General features: G+C 47.1%; 13 protein-coding genes. 1 reads left to right on the forward strand and 12 read right to left on the reverse strand.

What is annotated here, in order from left to right; genetic code table 11:
- Window positions 1-80: 80 nt before the first annotated feature.
- Window positions 81-3,296, reverse strand: a complete 3,216-nt coding sequence (locus KN811_RS06530; protein ID WP_187965702.1) for a TonB-dependent receptor — start codon at window positions 3,294-3,296, stop codon at window positions 81-83.
- A gap of 329 nt (window positions 3,297-3,625) precedes the next feature.
- Window positions 3,626-4,780: a FecR family protein gene (locus KN811_RS06535; protein WP_187965701.1), complete on the reverse strand. Its 1,155-nt coding sequence runs from the start codon at window positions 4,778-4,780 to the stop codon at window positions 3,626-3,628.
- A gap of 370 nt (window positions 4,781-5,150) precedes the next feature.
- Here KN811_RS06535 and KN811_RS06540 point away from each other — a divergent pair, with 370 nt between their 5' ends.
- Window positions 5,151-5,738 carry an RNA polymerase sigma factor gene (locus tag KN811_RS06540; RefSeq protein WP_187965700.1) on the forward strand — a complete coding sequence of 196 codons (588 nt, stop codon included), beginning with the start codon at window positions 5,151-5,153 and terminating at the stop codon, window positions 5,736-5,738.
- 169 nt (window positions 5,739-5,907) lie between these two features.
- On the opposite strand, the gene KN811_RS06545 is transcribed toward KN811_RS06540, so the two are convergent.
- The 10 genes from KN811_RS06545 to KN811_RS06590 all read right to left on the reverse strand — a co-directional run bounded on the left by KN811_RS06545 (window position 5,908) and on the right by KN811_RS06590 (window position 21,996).
- Window positions 5,908-7,557 carry a RagB/SusD family nutrient uptake outer membrane protein gene (locus KN811_RS06545; protein WP_187965699.1) on the reverse strand — a complete coding sequence of 550 codons (1,650 nt, stop codon included), beginning with the start codon at window positions 7,555-7,557 and terminating at the stop codon, window positions 5,908-5,910.
- Window positions 7,558-7,587: 30 nt separating this feature from the next.
- Entirely contained in the window at window positions 7,588-11,055 is a 3,468-nt protein-coding gene (locus tag KN811_RS06550) for a SusC/RagA family TonB-linked outer membrane protein (protein WP_187965698.1), read from the reverse strand.
- Window positions 11,056-11,230: 175 nt separating this feature from the next.
- Window positions 11,231-12,412: a FecR family protein gene (locus tag KN811_RS06555; protein ID WP_187965697.1), complete on the reverse strand. Its 1,182-nt coding sequence runs from the start codon at window positions 12,410-12,412 to the stop codon at window positions 11,231-11,233.
- Window positions 12,413-12,673: 261 nt separating this feature from the next.
- Window positions 12,674-13,270: an RNA polymerase sigma-70 factor gene (locus KN811_RS06560; protein WP_345725284.1), complete on the reverse strand. Its 597-nt coding sequence runs from the start codon at window positions 13,268-13,270 to the stop codon at window positions 12,674-12,676.
- Window positions 13,271-13,902: 632 nt separating this feature from the next.
- Window positions 13,903-15,147 (reverse strand): hypothetical protein, encoded by a 1,245-nt coding sequence (locus tag KN811_RS06565; protein ID WP_187965696.1) that lies wholly within the window; start codon window positions 15,145-15,147, stop codon window positions 13,903-13,905.
- Between the two features lie 125 nt (window positions 15,148-15,272).
- Window positions 15,273-15,914, reverse strand: a complete 642-nt coding sequence (locus tag KN811_RS06570) for a hypothetical protein (protein WP_187965695.1) — start codon at window positions 15,912-15,914, stop codon at window positions 15,273-15,275.
- A gap of 17 nt (window positions 15,915-15,931) precedes the next feature.
- On the reverse strand, window positions 15,932-16,426 hold the full coding sequence (locus KN811_RS06575; RefSeq protein ID WP_247716421.1) for an RNA polymerase sigma factor: 495 nt from the start codon (window positions 16,424-16,426) through the stop codon (window positions 15,932-15,934).
- 181 nt (window positions 16,427-16,607) lie between these two features.
- A complete protein-coding gene (locus KN811_RS06580; protein ID WP_187965694.1) occupies window positions 16,608-18,053 on the reverse strand; it encodes an alpha-L-fucosidase in 1,446 nt (481 codons plus the stop codon).
- Window positions 18,054-18,060: 7 nt separating this feature from the next.
- Window positions 18,061-19,650 (reverse strand): beta-N-acetylhexosaminidase, encoded by a 1,590-nt coding sequence (locus KN811_RS06585; RefSeq protein WP_187965693.1) that lies wholly within the window; start codon window positions 19,648-19,650, stop codon window positions 18,061-18,063.
- A 198-nt stretch (window positions 19,651-19,848) separates the two neighbouring features.
- Complete coding sequence (locus tag KN811_RS06590) at window positions 19,849-21,996, reverse strand: glycoside hydrolase family 2 protein (protein ID WP_247716422.1); 2,148 nt, start codon at window positions 21,994-21,996, stop codon at window positions 19,849-19,851.
- Window positions 21,997-22,233 lie beyond the last annotated feature (237 nt).

Consider the following 22,233-nt stretch of genomic DNA (forward strand, 5'->3'; position numbering starts at 1 on the left):
CATGGAACACCCATATTCATGCTTGTTTATGTTAAAGGAAACTTTATCGTGGGTGTTTCATTTTTGTTTTGCTTAAGCGGTTATAGTATGGTAAGTTTTAATCCCAGGCTATAGGTAGCCATTCTCGGGTAATTTCCATTCCCTCCGTCTCTTTCGGGGTCCAGGCCTTCCCAGTTGGTAAAGGTTATGGCATCCTGGGCATTTATGTAAATACGAAGGTTCCTGATACTCTTTCCTATTTCGGGGATGGTATATCCCAATTGCAGGGTTTTTATCCGGAAATAAGCCGCATTGCTCAGCCAGACATCACTGAGCACGGCATTGGCGCTGGCTCCTGTCCAGACTCTCGGGAAACGGCTGTTGGGATTATCGGGTGTCCACCGGTTGTCCATATAATATTGCCGGGGGGTCCCGAGATCGTTGTCCCTGCCGTCCATCAATACCGGGTAGCCCTCAAGGCCGTTAAGTCTGCCTGTCCGCTTGCCTACCCCCTGTCCCAGCATACTGAAATCCCAGCGCCTGTACTGAAGGTTCAGTGTCACGGAATAGTTCATATGGGGAAAAGGATCACCCAGGTTTATCTTGTCCAGCTCATTAATGATCCCGTCGCCATTCTGGTCTACATAACGGATGTCCCCCGGAAGGGTATTGGGCAGTTTGGCCGTGGTGGCGTCTACTTCCTCCTGGTCCTGAAAATAGCCGTTACTTTCGTAACCGTAAAAGTTATCTATGGCAATACCACGATACCATACTTTGTCGGGGTCTTCTTTAAATACAAGCGTATCAGACTTGGAATAGCCGGCTTTCAGTATTTTGTTCTTATTATCGAACAGCATGGCGCCGATACTATAAGACAACTCTCCTATCTGGTCGCTCCACCTTGCAGATATCTCCCAACCCTTATTCTCCACTTCTCCGATGTTTACCGAAGATTCCGGGATGTTGGCCCCTGTGAGTGGCGGTACGGTAAAACGGGAGTAAATAAGGTCGTACGAATGTTTCCTGTACAGTTCGGCAGTGAGGCTGAGCCTGTTGTTCAGTACAGTGAGGTCCAGCCCTGCATTGGCCTGTCTTTGCTTCTCCCAGGTAAAATCGGGATTGGGTACGCGAATGGTCCACCCCCAGTTGTTCACTATTTCCTGGTACAAATAGGGGGCTACATTCTCATTACCGATCAGCCCGTACGAAAAACGGAGTTTCAGGTTATTGACCGTCCCGTTATCCCTGAGGCCGGAGAGGAAGTTTTCGTTGTGAACGTTCCATGCCACGGCTGCGGAAGGAAAGAAGCCCCATCGGTGCCCCGGGGCAAATTTACTGCTACCGTCGGTACGGGCGGTCATTTCCAGGATATAGCGGTTGTCCAGGGAATAGTTCAGTTTTCCGAAAAAAGAGGCCTTACTGATCTCCCGGTAATCGGTATAGTTGTAATTCATGATCTCCGACCCGGCTATAAGGTAGAGTTTATCCTTGTTTTTCCGGAGTGGCTGTTCGTAATTGACATTAGCTCGGGCCGTTAACTGGCTGACACTGGTACCCTGCCTCGACTTTACATGATTGCCCCATGTATCTGCAGGTTTGCCGTCCCCGTCAAAAAATTTAAAAGTTTCGCGTTTAATCTTACTGGCCGACTTATTGATCATATAAGAGACATTGCCATCAATAGACAGGTTGTCGGTAATAAAATACCTGGGCCTGAGATTGATGGTACTTCTATCATACATATTATTCCTAAGCCCACCATGGCGAATGGCAGCCACAGGGTTTAAATTGTTGTGAAGGATATAATGCTCAGGCAGATCGGAATCATAAAATATTTTCTGGGTAGGATTCATTTTCCAGGCATCGCGATACAACCAGTGCGAACTGGGATCATCACTCGAATCATCAGACAGATCACTCAGTTGCAGCCGGTCTACCTGCAACCTATGCGCATAAAAATCGGCCATCAGGATAAACTTATCGTCTATATTGATATTGGTATTGAAACGGGCGCTGAATTTTTCGCTGCCTTCCTTGGCGTTCAATCCCTTGTCGGTAATATAACCTAGCATCAGGTTAAAGGTACCTACCCCCCCGCCTCCGGAAATACTCGCGGTGGCGTTATAGGAGTGTGACCTCTGTTTCATGACCTCGTCCAGCCAGTCCACATCGGGATAAAGTCCCTGATCGGCCAGGCTTATATCCTCTTCGGTAAACAAGGGGGTCTGGCCCTGCATGTTCCTCGCTTCATTATTGAGCCGCATATAATTTGCAGAATTCACAAAATCGGGCAGGTCTATGGGATCGCTTGCGGCCGCCCAGGTATGCAGGTCTACCTTGAACTGCCCGGTAGTTCCCCGTTTGGTCTCGATAATGATCACCCCGTTAGCCCCGCGCGAACCGTACAGGGATGCGGAGGCAGCGTCTTTCAGTACGCTAATGCTTTTTACCTGGTTGGGATCAATGTCGGTAAGGCTTTGCTCCATTCCATCCACGATAACAAGCGGGGTTTCATTTTGCAATGTACTTATCCCTCTTATGGAAATGGTTCCGGGTACTTCTCCCGGCATATTGCTTCCCTGCATCAGGGTAACACCGGGGAGGGTTCCGCTGAATGCCTCCTGTAATTTAAAGATAGGACGGTTCACGGCACGGTCTATATTCATTTCGGCCACGGACGAGGCCACGTGCTGTTTTTCTATGGTGCTGTAACCGGTGACCACGACCTCATCGAGTGCCGTACTGGCCTCCTTCAATACAACATCGATCTGCTCCTGGCCTTTAATATGTATTTCCTCATTCTTATAACCGATCATACTGAACATAAGAATGTTTCCTTCCCCGGCAGTAAGCTGGTAATATCCGTCTTCATTGGTGTTGGTCCCTACATTGGTCCCCTTTACCAGGACCGTGACTCCCAGTAATGGTCCTCCCTGTTCATCGGTCACCGTGCCGTATATCATATCTTGCTGATACCTGAGGTTATTGGTCTTCCCGTACCGGAATGCCCTGGCTTTTTTACGGGTAAGTACTATTTGTTCGTGTACAACTTTATAACTGATCTCCGAGCCCCTGAAGAGTTCGTCGAGCACATGGCCGAGTTGCTTCCGGTCGGCCCTGACGGAAACAGGCCTCCGGGTATCTACATCATTGAGGTTATAGAAGAATTTATATTCCGTCTGGGATTCTATGGCCTTAAAGACTTCTTCCAGGGGGCTGTTCTCCATTTTCAGGCTTACTTTTGTCTTTTGCCCATAGGAAGAAAAGGCCTGGAGTTGAAAAAGAGAAAAGACTGTAAACAATACAGCGAGTTTCATTTTGAGATCAAATTTTAAAGGACAAAGGGGAACTCCTTTAATCCGTAAGGGATTTTTCATACTTTTATGTTTTGGTGGTTCTACTTTATTTTTAATCACTAAAAATCCGGATCGGGGGATGTGGCGGCATTCCCCGGTCTTTTTTATACGCTCTGAAAAATGGAAATGTTTTTACAAATGCATAGCTACAATGTAGGTGGCCTGATGGAAAATGGTTTCATAGAGTTGGTTGTTTTTATGTTAGTTGATGCTTCTATTAAAAATTTACTAAATAACCACACTTATATTACACGGGTATTTTCCGTGTATTAATATATGGTTAAGTCCCCCTATTCTTCGGGTTTTTCAATAACAATAATATTATTTCGGATACGATAACTGAAAAGCCGGCTCTCGGTAAAGGTCCTTAATACCTGTTCTATGGTTTCGTCGTCGAAAATCGCTTTGAAACGTTCTTTATTCAGTTCGGGGTAATCGTTCTTAATGGTTACGTTGTATTTGCGTTCGAGTATTTTCAGTACATCCTTAAATGCCTTGTTATAAAAGATAACCTTGCCGTCCATCCAGGCGATATAATCTTCCACATCCACTTCCCGTAGGTCTATACGGGATGTGCCCCTGGCCAGTGCCCCCCTTTGTCCCGGTGACAGGGTTGCAGAGGTTCCGGTTTTGCCCGATCTCCCGGTACTGTGAATGGTTATGGCTCCTCCGGCCAGGACCACGGAGGTTTCGGGGTCGTCTTCATAGGCGGAAACATTGAACCTGGTCCCGGTAACCTCGATGTCCATATTTCCGGTCCGGACCAGAAACGGTCTGTCCTTATTTTCGCTTACGTCAAAAAACGCTTCTCCTTCGAGGAACACCTCCCTGGCCCTCCCGCTGAACTTCACCGGGTATCGCAATGAAGTCCCTGCATTGAGATGGGCCATGGTGCCGTCAGATAATTTTAGCTTAAAGGTCTTTCCGTATGGTACCCGGAGTATATTGAACAACAGACTGTTTTCCGGGAGCCCGGAACTGTAATAAAGCGTATCTCCCTGCCGGGTAGCTACCGCCTTGCCCTTCCCGGTAGTGATCTGTTGTGGCTCCCCGGGCGTAATGGTTCGTATACTACCGTCCTCCAGCTCTAGCGTGATCTTTTCATCGGAAATGACGAGCTGTTCTTTTGTGTTCGAAGACAAATGCGTATATAAAAAATAGCCGCATCCCAGTGCGATAACCAATACGGCTGCATATCGAAGGTAGGTCCGCCAGCAGAAATGCTTTTTTTCAGCTTTTTGCACGAGCCGGGAAGTTTGGCCATAGGCTTTTTCCCCGTCAAAGCTGTGCAAAGTGGCCCGGACGAGGTGGTGTAACTGTATTTCTTTTTTGAGGAATTGCCGGCCTCCCGGGGTTTCCAGCCACTCGCGGAGTTCTTTTTCCTCTTTCGGAGACAGTTTGTCCTGTAAAAATCTTTCTATCAGTTGATCCGGTCTGTCTTTCATCTTAACTTCAAACACATTTTTTTTAGTACACGACAACATTTGTTTTCTTAGGAACTGTTTGAATTTTTTCGCCCCTCTACAGGTGTTATACTGAGTTAATCGAAGTGCTCTGGGCAACTTTGTGTAATAGCTATTTCACAGAGATACACAGAGGTTTCACAGAGTTTCGCAAAGATCTAATCACGGGTTTTAACGTCATCACCGGCTACCGATCACCTAACACCTGTCGCTTAACGTAATTTCCATACGTTTCTATACAGTGTTACGCAGTTTTTGTCAAAATCCCCCACGCCTTTTTAACTTTTTTTTGGAAAAGTATTATTCTATCTTTAATTTACTATCCCAAAAAAAGATGATCCCCTAATTAAACATGGAATATTTTCCGGAGAACGAAACGAAATCGATTTCAGATATACGGGCAGGCAGCGAGGCTGCTTACCGGTCTGTATATCTGTATTATTACGACAGGTTGTGCGTATATGTTCTTAATTTTACTTCAGACCGGGAAGTTGCTGAAGATGTGGTACAGGAAGTGTTCCTGAAACTCTGGACCAGGCGAAAGGAGCTCAAACCGGAGGGATCGCTCAACGGCTATCTGTATACCCTGGCCTACCACGAATTTGTAAACGCCTTCCGTCAAAACAAACAACGTGATAAGGAACTGGAGGCTTTCAGACTGAAGAGTCTCTCCGAACTTCTGGAAGGCAACGAGGACGCCTTTCAACGTAAACTGGAGCAGGTAAAAAAGGCCATAGAAGAACTCCCTCCGCGCTGCAAAGAGATCTTTATCCTGAACAAACAGCACGGCATGCGCCACAAGGAAATCGCAGCACAACTGGACATTTCGGTAAAAACCGTAGAGAACCAGGTGGGCAAGGCCATGGCCCAATTGCGGAAGAAGGTCACTTCAGATTCACTGATGCTGCTTTTTTTATTGAAGAAGGCATTGACAACATAGTTTGGCTCCGATCTCCTCCGTAAAAAAAGCCGCCCCGTAATACATATTACAGTGACGGCTTTAACAACTAACTAACTCCATTAGCCGATCGTCTACGGCTAACTTATCATTACACTTACAAGCTCTCCCGGCCTTTTCGGAAATCCTGTTCCGGAATTACTGCAAGTGATCAGTACCCCGGGTTTTGTTCCAATATCCCTTCAGACAGGTCTATTTCCGATTGGGGTACAGGCATGAGGTAGAGCTTATCGTCCCAGATACGGCTCTGGGCTGTGGTATTTTTTATATTTTTGATATCTTTCATGACTTCAGGAGCTATTTCCCAGCGCCTGATATCCATATACCTGTGCCCTTCCAAAGCCAGTTCTACCCTTCTTTCGTTCCTGATCGCCTCCCGAAGTTTGCTCTGCGTATTGTAGAGATTCCTGTCAACCGGGGGCATCCCTGCCCTTTCCCTTATCCGGTCGAGGGCCTCATAAACAGACGTGTCCGGACCATTCAGCTCGTTTTTCGCTTCAGCATATGTAAGCAGGACTTCTGCGTAGCGTATCAATACCACATTGGCGTGGTTTCCGATATTCTGCTGGTATATTTCCGGATCAACCAGTTTTCTGAAATTATACCCGGTCTGTGACATATTGGAAGCACCTTGTATCCATTCGAATGCAAAATCGTTTTTGATGGCATTCCAGGGAGATCCGGGAAACATTACGGTAGCGTATAAACGCGGGTCCCGGTTGCGGAATTCTTCTTCGAAAGCCGGGTCTTCATTGTCATACCAGGTGGCACGCTGTTCCGGTGATGGCGGGGAAACGGGCTCACCTGTTTTATAACTGCCATAACTGTTGACCAATTCCTGTGTGGGGGTTACTGAACTCCATCCTCCTATGGACCCCGGGGGCAGATAGGTGTTCAGGAAGTTATCATCTACCTGCGGGATACGTTGCCGGTCGAGAATAACCTCTTCATTGCCTTCATACTTCTGATGAAAAAGAGCTTCATAGCTTCGCAGTCCCAGCCTGAATCTCGTTTTGTCGCTTTCGTCCTCGAAATCCACCCAATGGCTGTAATCATCCGCCAGGTTTTTTTCACTTTCAGTATCCAGTTTAAACAGGTCGTAAACCCCGAGGTCCATGACCTGGCTGGCAGCATCTGCGGCTTCCTGCCACTGGCCTTCATAGAGGTGTACCCTGGCTTTGAGTGCCAATGCGGCACCCCGGGTGATCCTACCCTTTTCGTTGGGGGCCCCTCCGGGATAACTGACCGGAAGTATTTCAGCAACTTCCTCAAGTTCTTTTACAATAAAGTCCAGGACTTCGGCTCTCGGGGTACGGGGAACATCAACCTCATCGATCTTCAAAGTAGTGGTAAGCAACGGAATATCTCCGAATTTACTCATCATCCTGAAATAAGAAAATGCCCGGACAAACCTCACTTCTGCTTTATATCTCGCCAACAGGCCGGGGTCTACATTTTCTACAATATCCGCATTTTCCAGAAAATAGTTACAGCGGCGCTTGTCAATATATCCCCAACCGGCATCAATAGCGGTGGTAACGCTTCCGGAGGACACTTCCGTTGCCGTGCTTTCCCAGGGATACTGGGCATGGGCATTATCTGACGCACCGTCGTCATATATAAAACCCTCAGCCGGCAACTGGTTGTATATGCCATTCACGGCCTTGTAAAGGTCTTCTTCGGTTTTCCAGAAGGTCTCTTCAGAAAGTTCATCGAGCGGGGGCCTTTCCAGGAAATCATCCGAACAGGATGTTATCACTGCCAGAACTCCGATGAGCATGTATATTAATTTCTTATTCATAATCTTATCATTTATACTGTTAGCAATGGACTAAAACCGGAAATTAAACCCGAGGGAAAAGGTTTTGATACCCGGATACCCTCCCCGTCCGGAACCGGACTCGGGATCGTAATCTGCCAGACGTTTGTCTGCCATAAAAGTGAAGGGATTGTTGGACGTAGCATAAACACGGAACATGGACATCCCCAGTCTTGAACTCACCTCTTCGGGAAATGTATACCCCAGGGTAATAGCCCTTATCCTGAAGTAAGAACCGTCAAACAACCAAAAGGAAGAGCGGTTACCCGAAGCATAGTTCTGAGTTCCGTCCTGCGACAGCAACAAACGTGGAAAATCCGCATCGGGATCCGGGTTGTCCTCGGTCCACCTGTTTTTCAGTTCTTCTTTTATTCCCGCACCGTTAAAGAAGGGAAAAGAAGCCTCATTATCCAGGTATGTCTTGACTTTGCCCACACCATAGGTGAGTACTTCAAGGCTAAGCCCTTTATATTCTGCACCGAGGTTAAAGCCATAGTTCAGCCAGGGAACGTCATTCCCTATGACCACGCGGTCCTCGGCATCGATCACCCCGTCGCCATTGATATCCCTGTACTTGATATCTCCGGGAGCGGTTGCCGCTGACTGGAAGGCGTGATTTTCTACATCGGCCTGGTCTGCGAACAGGCCGTCTGCCTGGTATCCGTAAAAATCTCCGACAGAACCGCCTACCCTTTCTATCCAGTAATCCCGGATCCGTTCTTCCCGGCCGCCTCCCAGGCTGAGTATCTCATTATCGATCGTAGAGAAGTTACCTTCTATGGTATAACGGAAGTCCTCCCCGATCTTATCGGAGTAGTTGACCGTAAGTTCAAAACCTTTATTCCTGGTCTTGGCGAGGTTCTCGTACGGAATACCGTTATTAATTCCGGAATCGGGAATTCCGTAGGTTTTTAATACGGGCCTTCGCGTAAGTATATCTCTGGTATCTTTGATATAATAATCGGCAGTAATGTTCAATCTGTTATTAAACAAAATAATGTCGAGCCCCACATCGGTCATATTCACTTTTTCCCAGGTAGCCAGTTTATTCACGCCTTTACCCTGCCATACACCGTCCTGCGGGCCGCCTTCAAAGTTATACTGGTAACCGATATCGAGCAGATCAAAATAATTCCCGATCCTCACTACATCCTGATTTCCCAGGGAGCCCCACGATCCGCGGAGTTTAAGGTGACTCAGCCAGTCGATATTTTCCATAAAGGACTCTCTCGAAATGATCCATCCGGCAGAAAAGGAAGGGAATACCGCCCTGCGCTGGTCCGGGTGGAAACGGGAGGAATAATCGATACGGGTATTGGCTTCCAGCAGGTACTTATCGGCAAAGGTATAGTTGAACCTTCCGAAAAGGGACCGCATAGCCCATTCTACCTGCCCGCTCCTGTTGGCCTGCCCGTCATCGTCCGAGCTTATATCCTCAGGGTTTCCTGAGCCGCTTCCGACAGTGGTCATATCGTCATTGGGAAAATTTTTCCGGCCTACGAAGGCCGTACGGTATATATTGCTTTCCTGGCTTGCTCCCAGGGTTATCTTTCCGAAGTGTTCGCCGAAACGGCGCTCATAATCTATAGTTCCCTGTATGAGGAACTCCTGTCTTTTTCTCCAGTATTCCTCCATTTCGTTCGGAGTTACCCAGGTAGGACTCATAGGCTCCCCGGTTAGAAAATCATTGACCGGGGCTATGGTACTGTCAAAAGACCAGGAATTGGAATTGGTGTACTTCAGGGAAGTAAGCCCGTTTATTGACAAGCCTTCCAGGGGGGTTAACGAAGCATTGGCGGCCATTTGCAGGTAGTTGTCCCTGTCCCAGCCACTTCCTCCTTCTCTCAGTTTACGAAGCTGGTTCCGTTTGGCGGTCTCCGCATTGATATCCCCGGCATCCATGGAACCCCATTCACCGTTGGACTGGCGTACTACGGAGGTGGGAAGGGAACGGTTGAGTTCCGTCCAGCTCATATTTCCCCCGCTCCGGTCAAAATCCTGTTTGATAAAAGAGAAGTTGGTCCCCACTTTTAAAATATCTTCGATAACCTTGCTCTCCGTGTTCAGTTTGGCTACGATCCTGTCCTGTTTTTTTCCGGGGATCAGGGATTTCTGGTCAAAATAAGACAAGCCCAGGTAATAATTGGTCACTTTCCCGGGGGCACTGATACTGAGGCTGGCCTCACTTTGTGGTGCGGCCGACCGCAACACTGTTTTGTACCAGTCTGTATTCGGATACAGGTCGGGTTCTGAGCCATCTGCAAATTTTTGTATTTCCTCTTCGGTGTATATGGGTGCCCGTCCTGCATTGCCCAGGGCTTCGTTATAGAGCCTGGCATAATCTGCCGAGTTTACATAATCCGGCAGTTTTGTAGCGGATTGCCACCCGTAACTGGTATTGAGTTCAATGGTCACCTTTTCTGCACTTCCGCGCTTGGTCGTTACCACGATAACCCCGTTTGCCGCACGTGAACCGTACAAGGCGGCAGAAGAAGCATCCTTGAGGACCGACATGTTTGCAATGTCATTCGGGTTGAGTGTGGCAAATTCCTGGGCCGTAGCCGGAATACCGTCAATAATGTACATAGGCCCCGGAGAGTCGAGGTTACTCCGGCCCCGTATGGTTATCCCTCCGGTATTACTGCTCGTTCCGTCTTTTGCACGACCAATATCCCCGGGCCGTTGCAATATGGTTACACCGGGTGCAATACCCTGCAGGGCATTCTGGGTAGATGTCACAGGACGGTTGGTCAGTTTATCACTACTTACAGATACTACTGCTCCCGTAAGGTTTTCTTTTTTCTGGGTACCGTAGGCCACTACGATAACCTCATCCAGTTCGGATACATCTTCCTTAAGCGTTACATTGATCCGGGCCTGATCATTTACCGGGACTTCTTTAGTGACAAATCCTATGTAACTGAATACCAGCACAGGTCCCTGTCCCGAAACTTCGATCTCATAATTGCCGTCAAAATCCGTGGATGTTCCCGTCTGTGTTCCCTTGACCAGTACCGTCACACCAGGTAACGGGCCGCCGTTTTCATCGGTCACAGTACCGTTTACCTGCAATTGCTGACTTTCCTCTGCCCTATCTTCTTTTGCAGATTCCTCCTTTGTTTTTGAGGTGAGAAATATTTGCCTGTTAAACATGCGAAAACCTGTTCGGGTATTGTCGAAAATGCGATGCAGGATAGAAGTTATCTCTTCTTCTTCCGCTTTTACGGAAACCCTGCGTTGCAGGTCAACATCCCTGGTCTTATAGACAAACCGGATGTCGCTTTTACTCTCAATAATGTCTATCAGCTGTGCTATTGAGGTGTTGTTTTCATCCAGGGAGATCCTTGTTTTCTGTGAATAAGAAGTATTGGCCTGTGCCGTTAAAAGCACTATGCACAAGAAAAGTGTGCTGAGCTTTATCTTTGTCTTAAATTTAATGTAAAGCCCTCCTCTTCTTCTTTCGTGAAGAAAATTTTTCATACTTTTAAAATGTTTAAGTGTGGTTAAATTTTGATTTAATCACTGTTTCCAAATCGGGAAATGCGTCACCATTTTCCGATTTTTTTATGGCCCCGGGGCCAAACAGCATTAACCCTTCGTGTTACTCTTGTCGATCAACTTGGTTTTTCCATACATATCTGAGTTTTAAGTTAGTTTAATCTATAATGATCCTGTCTTCTTCTACGATATAATGCATCCCGTAGGTGATCCTGAGATATTCCAGGACCTTTTCTATGGGTTCGGGGCCGAAACTGGCGTTAAACTCTTCTTTTGCCAGGGCCTTATTCCGGATCTCAATGGAGATATTGTAATGCCTTTCCAGTTTTTTGAGAATATTTTCAAAGGTCATATTCCGGAAAGACAGTTCCCCGCTTATCCAGGAGGTGTAAATTCCTGTTTTGACCGGGTTGACACCGATCGTTTTCTCCTCCCGGTCAAAACTTCCTTTATGCCCGGGAGTAAGTATAGCCTTTGCGGGAAGGGAAGCCATCTCCTGTGTGCCTTCGTACAGGCCTACGGACCCGTCTACCAGGACCACATCCGTAAAGCGGTCTTCCGGGTAAACGGAGACATTGAACCTGGTGCCGAACACTTTGACATGGAGCTCGCCGGTATGCACCACAAAAGGGTGATTTTTATCCTCCGTAACATCAAAAAAGGCTTCTCCCATGAGGAATACTTCCCTTTTTTTGCCCTGTATAAATTTTACGGGATACCTGAGGGAGGTCCCGGCATTGAGGTATACAGTGGTCCCGTCAGAAAGGACCACGTCAAAACGCTTTCCGTAAGGTACTTTCAGGGTATTATAGACCAGTTTTTCTTCTTTTCCGGAAGTCTCCTTGTAGGTAAGCCGGGCCTGATCCTGTTTTCCGAGAGTCTGGCCGGAAGCATCCGTAACTTCGCCCGAACTTTCCGGTTCTATAACCCTTATCTCACCGTTATCCAGCACCAGGGTAATGGAGGGTTCGGAAGGCAGTCCCGGCGGATCGTCTTTTTGAGAAAAAGGATCCTGAAAAAAGAACACTCCCGCCGATATCAAAATTGCGATCGTTGCAGCAGCCATAAGAAACCGGTTTTTACGGCACTTTTTTACCGGGGGAAGGGCCTCCTCTTTTTTTTGGCCTTTTTCCAGAATACGGGCGTAAATACGATCGGCCATACGTTCTTCCATCTGCGGCACTTCCCTGAGCTGTCCCAGTATGTCTTCTACGGATGGCATTTCTTCAGTAGGTGTCCGCTCTTTAAAGTAGGCGATGACCGCTTCGATCTCTTCCGGTGTGCAGCGCCCGAGCACAAACTTTTCAATAAGGTCTTGTATGTTCTTATGGTCTTTCATTAAAAAATGTTGTTCGTGCACATTTCTATATATAATACAGTTGAAAACTATCCGAGTACTATTCCAAGGGGATTTTTTTTTAGATTGAATGAGATTGAAGAAGATTGATGAAAGATTGAATCCGACAGTTCGGGAGATTGATCTTAAACATTTCAATCTCATTCAATCTTCCCGCGTAGCGGGTTCAATCTCCTATCAATCTTTTAACCTGGCCTACATCAGCACGGAAAAAGACACGTCGATGGTCCGGCAGCAAAAAGATCACAGCCACCCGAAGGCTATGAAAGTTATGATAAGGGTGAGATCGCTATGGGCAAACAAAAAATTGCGAATGGTTTCCAGGGCGGCGCTCATCTGATTTTTTACAGTGCTCACGGAGATACCGAGCTCTTTGCTGATCTCTTCATAACTCATTCCCCGGTTACGGGACAGTTCGAAGATCTGCCTGCGCCTTGGCGAAAGTATATCGATAGCCTGTTGTTTGATACGGTCGTAATAGGCGGCATCGATATTGTTCTCTGCCGGGTTATACGATTCCTGGCTTTTGTAGAATACTTCTTCCCGGAGCCTGGCATCGTTGGCTGCCTTGTGCAGAAAATTAATGGCCAGGTTTCGCGTTATGGCAAATATATACGATCTGAAGGAAAGCTCAGGGTCGAGTTTTTCCCGGTTCAGCCATATTTTCAAAAATACGTCCTGTACAATCTCCTCGGCATATTCGTCGTGTTTAAGAATGCTTTTCCCATAAGCATAGATATCGTGCCTGTACAGGTCGAACAGCTTCCGGAACGCCGCTTCGCGATGCTCCATAAGCGCTCTTACCAGTAGCTTCTCTTTATCTCTTTTTCTGTTGTACACGAACTATATATTATTCATACTGAAGACCCTACATTTCTTCATCGTTTTCCGGAAGAACCCGGATAAACCCACAAAAAGTGTACGAACACATATTTATAGCAACAAAATATGCAAATCCTGTTCATACTACCAAAAATCCATATAATTCTTAAAAAAAACCTAAAACTCTGGCTAATATATAACTTTATTCACATACACCGGGAAAAATATATTTTTTCTTACTATTGATTCGTTAAAATTTAAGTTGTTAAAATAATTCTGTATTGTTTTAACAAATTTCAAGAGCTCCCCTCTTCAGATGAGGAAGGGTGTCCCGCTTGCGGGACGGGAAGTATGGCCCGGCCCAAGCCTTGGGAATTTATCCTGAACAGCTATGTTTATCCGATGGTTTGGGCTTTCTAACTCCCGATATCTCGGGACAGGCTCTCCGCTCCCGATCAGAGATCGAGACCTCCTCCACTTCAACGGGCTCAGTACTGGCCTTGTGGCGAAGGCGTGGTACTGAGCCTGTCAAAGTGGAGGAGCCTTGTTTGCCTTAATCAAGGCATATGTGAAAACATAAAAAAGTAAAACCGTCCTTTATACTGATAAAAGACGGTTTTTTAATTTGTTGATGGTAGAACAGTCAGGGCTTATTTTTCGGCCTCTGTGAACCTGTTTTCCGTGCTTATTGCCAGGTTTTCTTCTGCATCCGGAGCTACGAGTTCGGGTAATTTTTCTTCGAACAATTCATAAAATTCCTGGCTGGAGAGGATATGTCCCTTTTTATGTGCACGCTGTGCCAGTTCATAGGCCCATTTTGCTGCGGCCATCCGTTGATTGGGCGTACCGTGGTGGCCGGAACTGGTAAATCCGCAATCACCTATATTATAAAAGACTTCCATAAACTTCTTTACCCTTTTCCAGTTCATGGTAGCTCCCCGTTTGTGGGTGAGGTAATACGCTGCATAGGCATCGGCCATCAGTTCGGTCCGCCTGGTGGCTTCGGGTTCGTCCTCGGGGTCTACATCTACGAAATACCCATTGTCGTACTGGATCTGGTGCCCGAACTCATGGGCCAGTATGGCCTGCGCGGCCACATCTCCGAAACCTATGGCATCCATGCCCTGCATAATACCGTCTCCCATTACTATTTTGTCGGGAATAAACCCTAGCGGTGATACTTCCTGTCCTTTAAAAGCAAAGGCATTAAAGGTAAAAATGGCTCCGTTTTCACGGTTAAGGGTTTCATACTCCTCTGTTATTTCCTTCAGAAATTCTGCCGTCTCCATATTTTCTTCTATGGTACCTCCGTAGAGCAGTTGAAGGGTTTTTGCAGATTTTTCCAGGTCGAGATAGGTGTCGAAATGCATCCCGGTCAGCTCCATGTCACCGGCGTTGATATCCCAAAAACGGGACAGGTCTTTGAACGTACGCTGCACCTGGTTGGTATATTCGCCATTGGGGCCGAAATAGGCCCTTTTGTTTACATCTTCATCCAGGAACAGGGCATAGTAAGTAGGGATATCCCCGTAGAATGTATAGACCAGGGCCTCAAACAGGCTCCAGCCTTCGGTAAGGTAGCCGGTATATTCGGTGAGGGGAAGATCGTCGGTACTGCATTCGTACTGATCGCCATCTATGGCAGCTTTTACCTGGTTTGTGAACTGACCGTCGATAAAACGGAACTGACCGGAAAAGTCACGCAGTTTTTCTTCGGCATTTTCCGGGAGGGTGGCCCTAAGTCTTTCGATAAGTTCAGATTGTTCTACAGTATCTATTTCGGTCACAGCATACTGAGGATTTAGTTCTTCTTCGTAAGGGTTCTCTTTACTACAACTTACGAACAATGAGGCAGACAGGGTGCAAACACCCAACAACATTTTAATTTTTCTCATTTTTAAAAAAATTTAGGTTGTTTGGTTAAAAAATTAACATTATACAAACTATAAGTTAAAAACCTCCTTCGTTTCTTACACGAAGGCCCTGTTTTTTTAAGAGAAAAATATCAGATATATGATTGTCAATAATTTATATCGGAAAGTAATTTATTCAGCCTGCGGATCCTCCATCCGTAGAACAGCCAGACCAGCAGCCAGAAAAGGAGGAAAAGTATGATCCCGAAAAGCAGTTCATTCCCTATGAAAAGGGCATATCGTTTTAAGGGATCTGCTATCTGCAACAGCTCCAGCGACCTTTTACCTGCCGCGTGGAAATCACTGCCGCGCACCAGTGTGCCGATAATGTAGTATATGACCACGCTGAAGGAATACAGCAAAGCCAGTAAAAGGTAGTAACGATAAAAACGTTTCATTAGCAGTAGTACCTTTTCCGTGTTTTCCCTTACGGAAAGGGTCCGGTTAAAAGGACTCCTGATCTTTTTGATGATCCGTAAAAAAATGACGATAAGCACAACAGAAATAAGAATGTTCACCCCTTCGAAACCTTTGGACCAGCTATCGTCGGTTTTTGATATTTCCATGATGGAGTCTATGATCTCCCATACGAAAATAAGGATCTCGATACGCATAAACAGCCTGAAATACCGCAGCACCGATCTGCGTTTCGACCGGATAACAGCAGCCATTTCTTCTCTGTCGGACGCTTCAAAAACCGGGGTATCCAGTTTTTTGCTCAGGCTTTCTTTAAATTCGTCTAAATCCATGGTCCACCTATCGAACGTTAATATTTACCCGCTTCCTTTTTCAGGAATTGTTTTATCCTGTTTATCTTCACCCCTACATTACTAACGGATATTCCCAGTATTTCTGACATTTCTTCATAGCTGTGGTTATCGATATACAACAACACGAGTGCTTTATCTACGGGAGAAAGTTTATTAATGATCCGGTACAAAATATCGATCTGCCGCTTCCGGGCCTCGTCTTCTTCGCTTATATACCTGTATCCGGTTTCGAACAACCTGGCATTGTTATTTTTCTTTCGCTTTTTTACATGTGTAATGGCTGTGTTCATGGCCACCCGGTACAGCCAGGTGGAAAACTTGGAATTGCCCTTAAAATTGGAGAATGAAGACCACGCCTGGTAAAGGATCTCCTGGAACAGGTCTTTTTTATCGGGTTCTTTCTCTACATAAAGGTTGACCACTTTATGTATGATCTTCTGATTTTGCCCGATCAGTTCCATAAATTTTTCCTCCATTACAGATCGTATCATTTATACACGTTCAGATAATGCCAGGGGGTAGTTGTATTATTGTTTTCTGGTCACAAACATACGATTTTTTCGTTAGGGTCTGTCCGGGAGTACCTGAAATTGATGGGAGATCGGTCCGGCTGTGCCAAAAGATTGAAGGAGACTGATCTCAATCTTTCAATCTCCTATCAATCTGTTTTTATCAGGTCTTGGCTTTCTGGTAATGTCCGTCCTCTATTTTCGCATCCGTGGTTTCCACGCCAATGACAAAAGGCCTGTCCGTGGCAGAAGCGGGCTTATAATGTATAAAATATTCATTGCGGTGAATTTCCTCCAGTTCGAGTGAAGCACCGGGATCGTTGAGCAGGTAGGCTTTATTGAGCTTTGTTTTACCCGGGACTTTCACCCTCAGGGCACCAGAAACGGGGATATTGAACACCGTCATGTATTTTTTACCGGTTTCCCTGTTTACGGTATAATAGCCCCAGTCCTGCTTTTCCCAGTCCAGATAACCGCATCCGTAAACAGCTTCGTTATTCTCTTTCATCCACTCCCCTATTTCGGCGGCCAGGCGGGTCTCTTCGGAGCGGATATTTCCCTGCCCGTCAGGGCCGAAATTGAGTACAAAATTACCATCCAGCGAAGCGGCTTTTACCAGCATTTCTATCAGTTCGTTAGTGGTTTTTACATGGCCTTTCCAGTCGGAATGATACCCCCACTGATTTTCGGGGACGGTCATGACACAGTCCCAGTCATTGCCGTTGGTGTCTTCGATGGTGTTGGGCATTTTGCGTTCCCAGCCCTGTTCGTAATCACCGATCAGGTCGCCGTTAGTATCGAAATGGCGGTTACCGTTGTCATCGGGACGGAAACGGCTGCCGATGATAAGGCCGGGGATCATCTCCCTCAGTTCCTTTCCCAGCGCATCGGCAAATTCAGCCTGTTCTGTCCATGCCTTATCCCAGGACCCGTCAAACCACAATCCTTTGGTGGATGGGTACAGGGTGAGCAATTCCACAAGCTGATTGCGGGTAAACTTTTTAAACTCCTCATATTCCTTTCTGTCCTGTTCGCTTTTAAGGGTACTCCTGTATCCCGGATGGTTCCAGTCTATGATGGAGAAATACAGGTAGACATCAATGCCCTCGGCATCGTAGGCTTCTACCAACTGGCCTATAATATCCTTTTTATAAGGGCTGTTCGCTACGGTATAATCGGTGTATTTGCTCGGCCAGAGGCAAAAACCGTCGTGGTGTTTTGTGGTGATGATCACGTATTTTGCCCCCATGTCCCCGGCCTGTTTGGCCCAGGCCTTGGCGTTGAATTTTTTGGGGTTGAACTGTTTGTAAAGGTTGTCATAGGCATCTTTGGGCATGCCCTTCCAGGAGCGTATCCATTCGGCTGCCCCGGGATAGTACTGGCCTTCCCAGTGTCCGCCGGGAATAGCATAGACCCCCCAGTGAATAAACTGCCCCAGGCCGTAGTTGCGCCAGGCCTGCATGGGTTTGTCCGTTCGCTTGCCGAGACGGTGCGCCCCGTGTTCGAGCTTTACCGAAATTCGCTTTTCGGGCTTTTGCGACTGGGCATTTAAACTCACGGCAACCGATAAAAATGCTGCCAGTAAACAGGTAAATGATGTTCTTTTCATGGGTTCTTTATTTCTTTTTTGTGTATACCGGTTCCGGCGTGGTTTCCGGTTTTAACGGATTGTAATAGTATATTTTTTCGCTTCGATAAAGTTCCAGGTGGTCTTCCAGCCTCTTCATAAAAAAGGGAAGATCATCGCGATCTGTGGTCCAGGCCGATTCTGACAGGGCGGCAATACGCGGGAAGAGAAGGTAATCGAGCCGTTTGATGCTGGTGACGGTCTCTGTCCAGAGATTGGCCTGTACGCCCAGTATTTTCCCGGTAGCTTTACCTTGTGTCCAGTCTCCGGCAGAAAAGTGATAGACGTCTTTTATGGGACTGAACTTTCCTCCCCATTTACGGCCCGAATTGTGGGTACTGTCCTGGACAAAATCGAAATAATAGGGCAGCCTGGGGCAAATAACCGTACGGTACCCACGCTCCAATGCCTTATGCAATTGTTCCGGCTTGTCGTGCCGCCACCAGAACAGTATGGTTTTGTCTGCAGGCAGGTCGGTATCTGCCAGTTCGTCCCATGCCAGCAGGTTGGCCCCCATGGCATAAACAGAATCGGCCATGCGTTTCATAAAATGGTATTCTACTTCCCTTACGTCTTTTAGCCCGTGCCGGCTCATTAATTCCTTTATTCCCCGGCTCTGTATCCATTTGTCATTGCCGAAGCTCACTTCGTCCCCGCCGAGATGAAGCATGCGCGAAGGGAAAAGGCCATTGACTTCTTTTAGTATCCCTGTGAGATAGGCGTAGGTATCTTCATTCTCGGGATCGAAGGTAAATTCCGGATGCTGTTCACTGCCTCCGCCGCTATATTGCGGATAGGCCCTGTTTGCGGCAGTGGCATGCCCGGGCATATCGATCTCGGGGATAACGGTGATGTTCCTCTTCCCTGCGTATTCCACAATTTCTGCAATGTCCTCCTGTGTAAAATATTGTGCGGGTTTATGGGGATCGTTTTGATCTCCCACTCCACCTACCGAAGCCAGCCTGGGATATTTTTTGATCTCGATACGCCAGCCGGGTTCGTCCGTGAGGTGTAAATGCAGGCGGTTCAGCTTGTAAAAGGCCATCCAGTCCAGCAGGGATACTATTTTTTCCTTCGGAATAAAATAACGGGACACATCCAGCATAAGCCCCCGCCAGGAGTATTGCGGGGCATCCCTGATCTGCCAGGCGGGAATTTTTACCTGCCCGCCACTTTTCCCGGTATTGGCGATAAGCTGCAATACACTCACGGTTCCGTTGAACACTCCCGGCACACCGGAAGCCCTGATCGTTATTCCACCGGAGTCGATATGAAGTTCGTAGGCTTCTTTGTCTCCCTTTTCTTCCGTAAGTTCCAGCCGGATGGCCGGGGTATCGTCGGATCCTTTTGCTTCGGAAAGGGAAATACCTGCAAACTTTATTACCTGTGAACGGAAATAATCTGCAGTGCTCCGAAGAACGTCGGAAGCAACTACAAGCGGCGTCTTTTCGCTGAGAAGAAAGGTATCGTTTCCTTTTACGGCTTCCTGCGGCAATGGAATCACCGGGCAGTTTTGCCAGGCTGCCACCGGTAAAGACACCGCAAGGCAAAGGATTGTTGTTATACAAAATCTTTTCATCAGTTGATGTTTTGGTTGTCTATGATTTTAAAGGAGCGCAGTCGAGACGCTTAGGTCAGCCAGAAACCCCTCGACTTTAGTTTATCCTGAGCTTGCCCGCACTGAGCACAGTCGAAGTGCCGAAGGACTCGGGGTTGCAGGCAGCGTCATTACTAATTTATGCGATTGCCAAAACGCTAGTTCTCGTTGTAACGCGTGTTACTTTAGTATCCACTCCATTTCATCTGCAAGCGTTTCTCCCCTGCTTTTACCGGTTGCTTTGACCTTGTTCACTCCCTTTTGGAGCTGCACTTCAAACACCCGATGTTTGTCGTTTACTCCCGGTTGGCCCGGCACCTCTTTTCCGTTTACAGTGAGGCTTATATCGGCCAGGTTGGTAAAGACCTGCACAGTGGTGTCCGGCTTTGTGCGTTTGTTATCCCTCCTGTTGGCGAGATAGAGCATGGGTTCGGGGTTCCAGTTGGCCTTGTACCAGTAAAAGGCATCTTTTTTCCGTTTGCGGTCGAAGGTGATGAGTCCTTTCAGGTTCCGGGCATTCACCCCTCCCCGGTTCCACATGGGTACGGAAAATTCGAACATGTTCCACAGGTAGGAAGCGACAATATAGGGATGTTTTTCGATTATGGCCCACTGTTGGATATGGGTTTCGGTCTGATAATTTTCAGGGAAGAACTTTCCACTCACGGGGTTGCGGTTTTCGGGCAGTTCTTCGGCGCTCTGGTCTATGTTGCCGTCGGCCCCGTATTCGGCAAGGATCACTTTATGTCCGGGATACTCCTCTTCCAATCCGCTTGCCCAGCCTTCCAGGTCGCCTATTTTTCCTTCGTACCAGCCGTAATAGCGGTTTATGCCCTGTACATCACCGCCGAGATTGGCAGGCCTGTCCATTTCGCCATAGCCACTTACGGCTCCCGTTAACCTGTCCGGGTCGTTGGTTTTGGCAATGTCGTTCAGTTCACGGGTCAGTACGGCTACGTATTCGTCCTGGTTTTTGGAATAGACCTCATTGTGCATGCCCCAGATATAAATGGAAGGGTGATTGAAATTCTGACGTACCAGTTCCGCCATCTGTTGTTTGGCATTGGCTGCTTCTTCTCCTGAAAAATTGTTTACAAAAGGAATCTCAGCCCAGATGAGAAAGCCCATCTTATCGGCCAGCGAATAAATATGATCGGATTGCTGGTAATGAGCCAGGCGAATGGTGGTGGCCCCTATTTCCCTGATAAACTGCATATCTTCCTCTTCCTGCTTTCCAGACAGTGCATTGCCATATTTCCAACGGTCCTGGTGACGGGTAACACCATACATCGGATATTTTTTTCCGTTCAGGTACATCCCTTCTCCGGCTTTGAGCTCAAAACGACGTATACCGAGTGGCTGGGTCACCGCATCTGTTTCCTTTCCGTTTTCGCTGACAGAGGTGGTCAGGGTATACAGGTAAGGGTCTTCCACACCCTGCCACAGGTGGGGAGACTTTAACCTGAGTTCCTGTGCTGCCACAGTGGTCCCCTGGGGGCTTACGGTTATTTCCTTTTCTTCACGTGCTACCTGTTTTCCATCGGCATTTTTTATCACGGTCCGCAGGGTGACTTTCCGGGCTTGCTTTTCCTTGTTTTCCAGTTTGGCCCTTACGGTGATGTCCGCTTTTTTGCGGGAAACGTTTTTTTGAGATATGTAAATGCCGGGAGAAGCATAGTCGGTTACACTGATATTCAGCTTGTTGGTAAGAATAAGGCTTACGGGCCTGTATATGCCCCCGTAGATCGGGAACAGAAAATGATTGATGGGCAGTACATCTTTTCTCGCCTCGTTATTGACCTTGACGAGAATGGTATTTTCCTTTCCGTAATCTACCGAATGGGTGATCTCAAAGGCAAAAGCGGAATAACTTCCCTTGTGTTCCCCGATAAAACGGCCGTTCACATAGAGCGATGCCACCGAGCCCACACCTTCGAACCGGAGAAAAAGCCTTTTGTCCTTCCATTCTTTTTTGACATGCAGTTCTTTTTGATAAAAGGCGTCCCCCGTGTAAAAATCACGGCCCAGTTGCATGTCTTCTTTATTATAGGAATGCGGAACGTCAACCTGTTCCCAGTCCCGGCTCACAAAACCGATGTTCCGGCCATAATCCTTTTCTCCCTTCTTGAACTTCCAGTCCTTATTGAGGTCAACGACTTCCCTGCCCTGGGCATGGGAGGACATGACCCAAGTAAAATTCACCGCCAGGAAAAGGGCAACTATCCCCGTAAATTTTCCCGGTCTCAATTTTCCTTTGCGGTTTGTTCCTGTTTTATTGTTCCCTGTTTTGTACTGCATTTTAGTTGTAATGATTGATAATAAACTCATTTAAACTTTTTCAATTGGCTAAAAAATGGCCCTTTTGTTGCCGGTGCGCCACCTGGCCCCTTCACTAAAAACAGCCGCTGGCTGTTTTCTTAACGTTCGGTCCTACCTTTTTTTCCTTCCCGTAGCTATGCTTCGGCTTTGTTCAGCAACCGTGGCTATGCAACTCAAAAAGGGCCGCAATTGGCCTAAATATGACTCATTTTCGCTTCAATCAAAAAAGTTTAAACGAGTTCATTG

Source organism: Sinomicrobium weinanense, from assembly GCF_018863395.1.
Lineage (GTDB): Bacteria > Bacteroidota > Bacteroidia > Flavobacteriales > Flavobacteriaceae > Sinomicrobium > Sinomicrobium weinanense.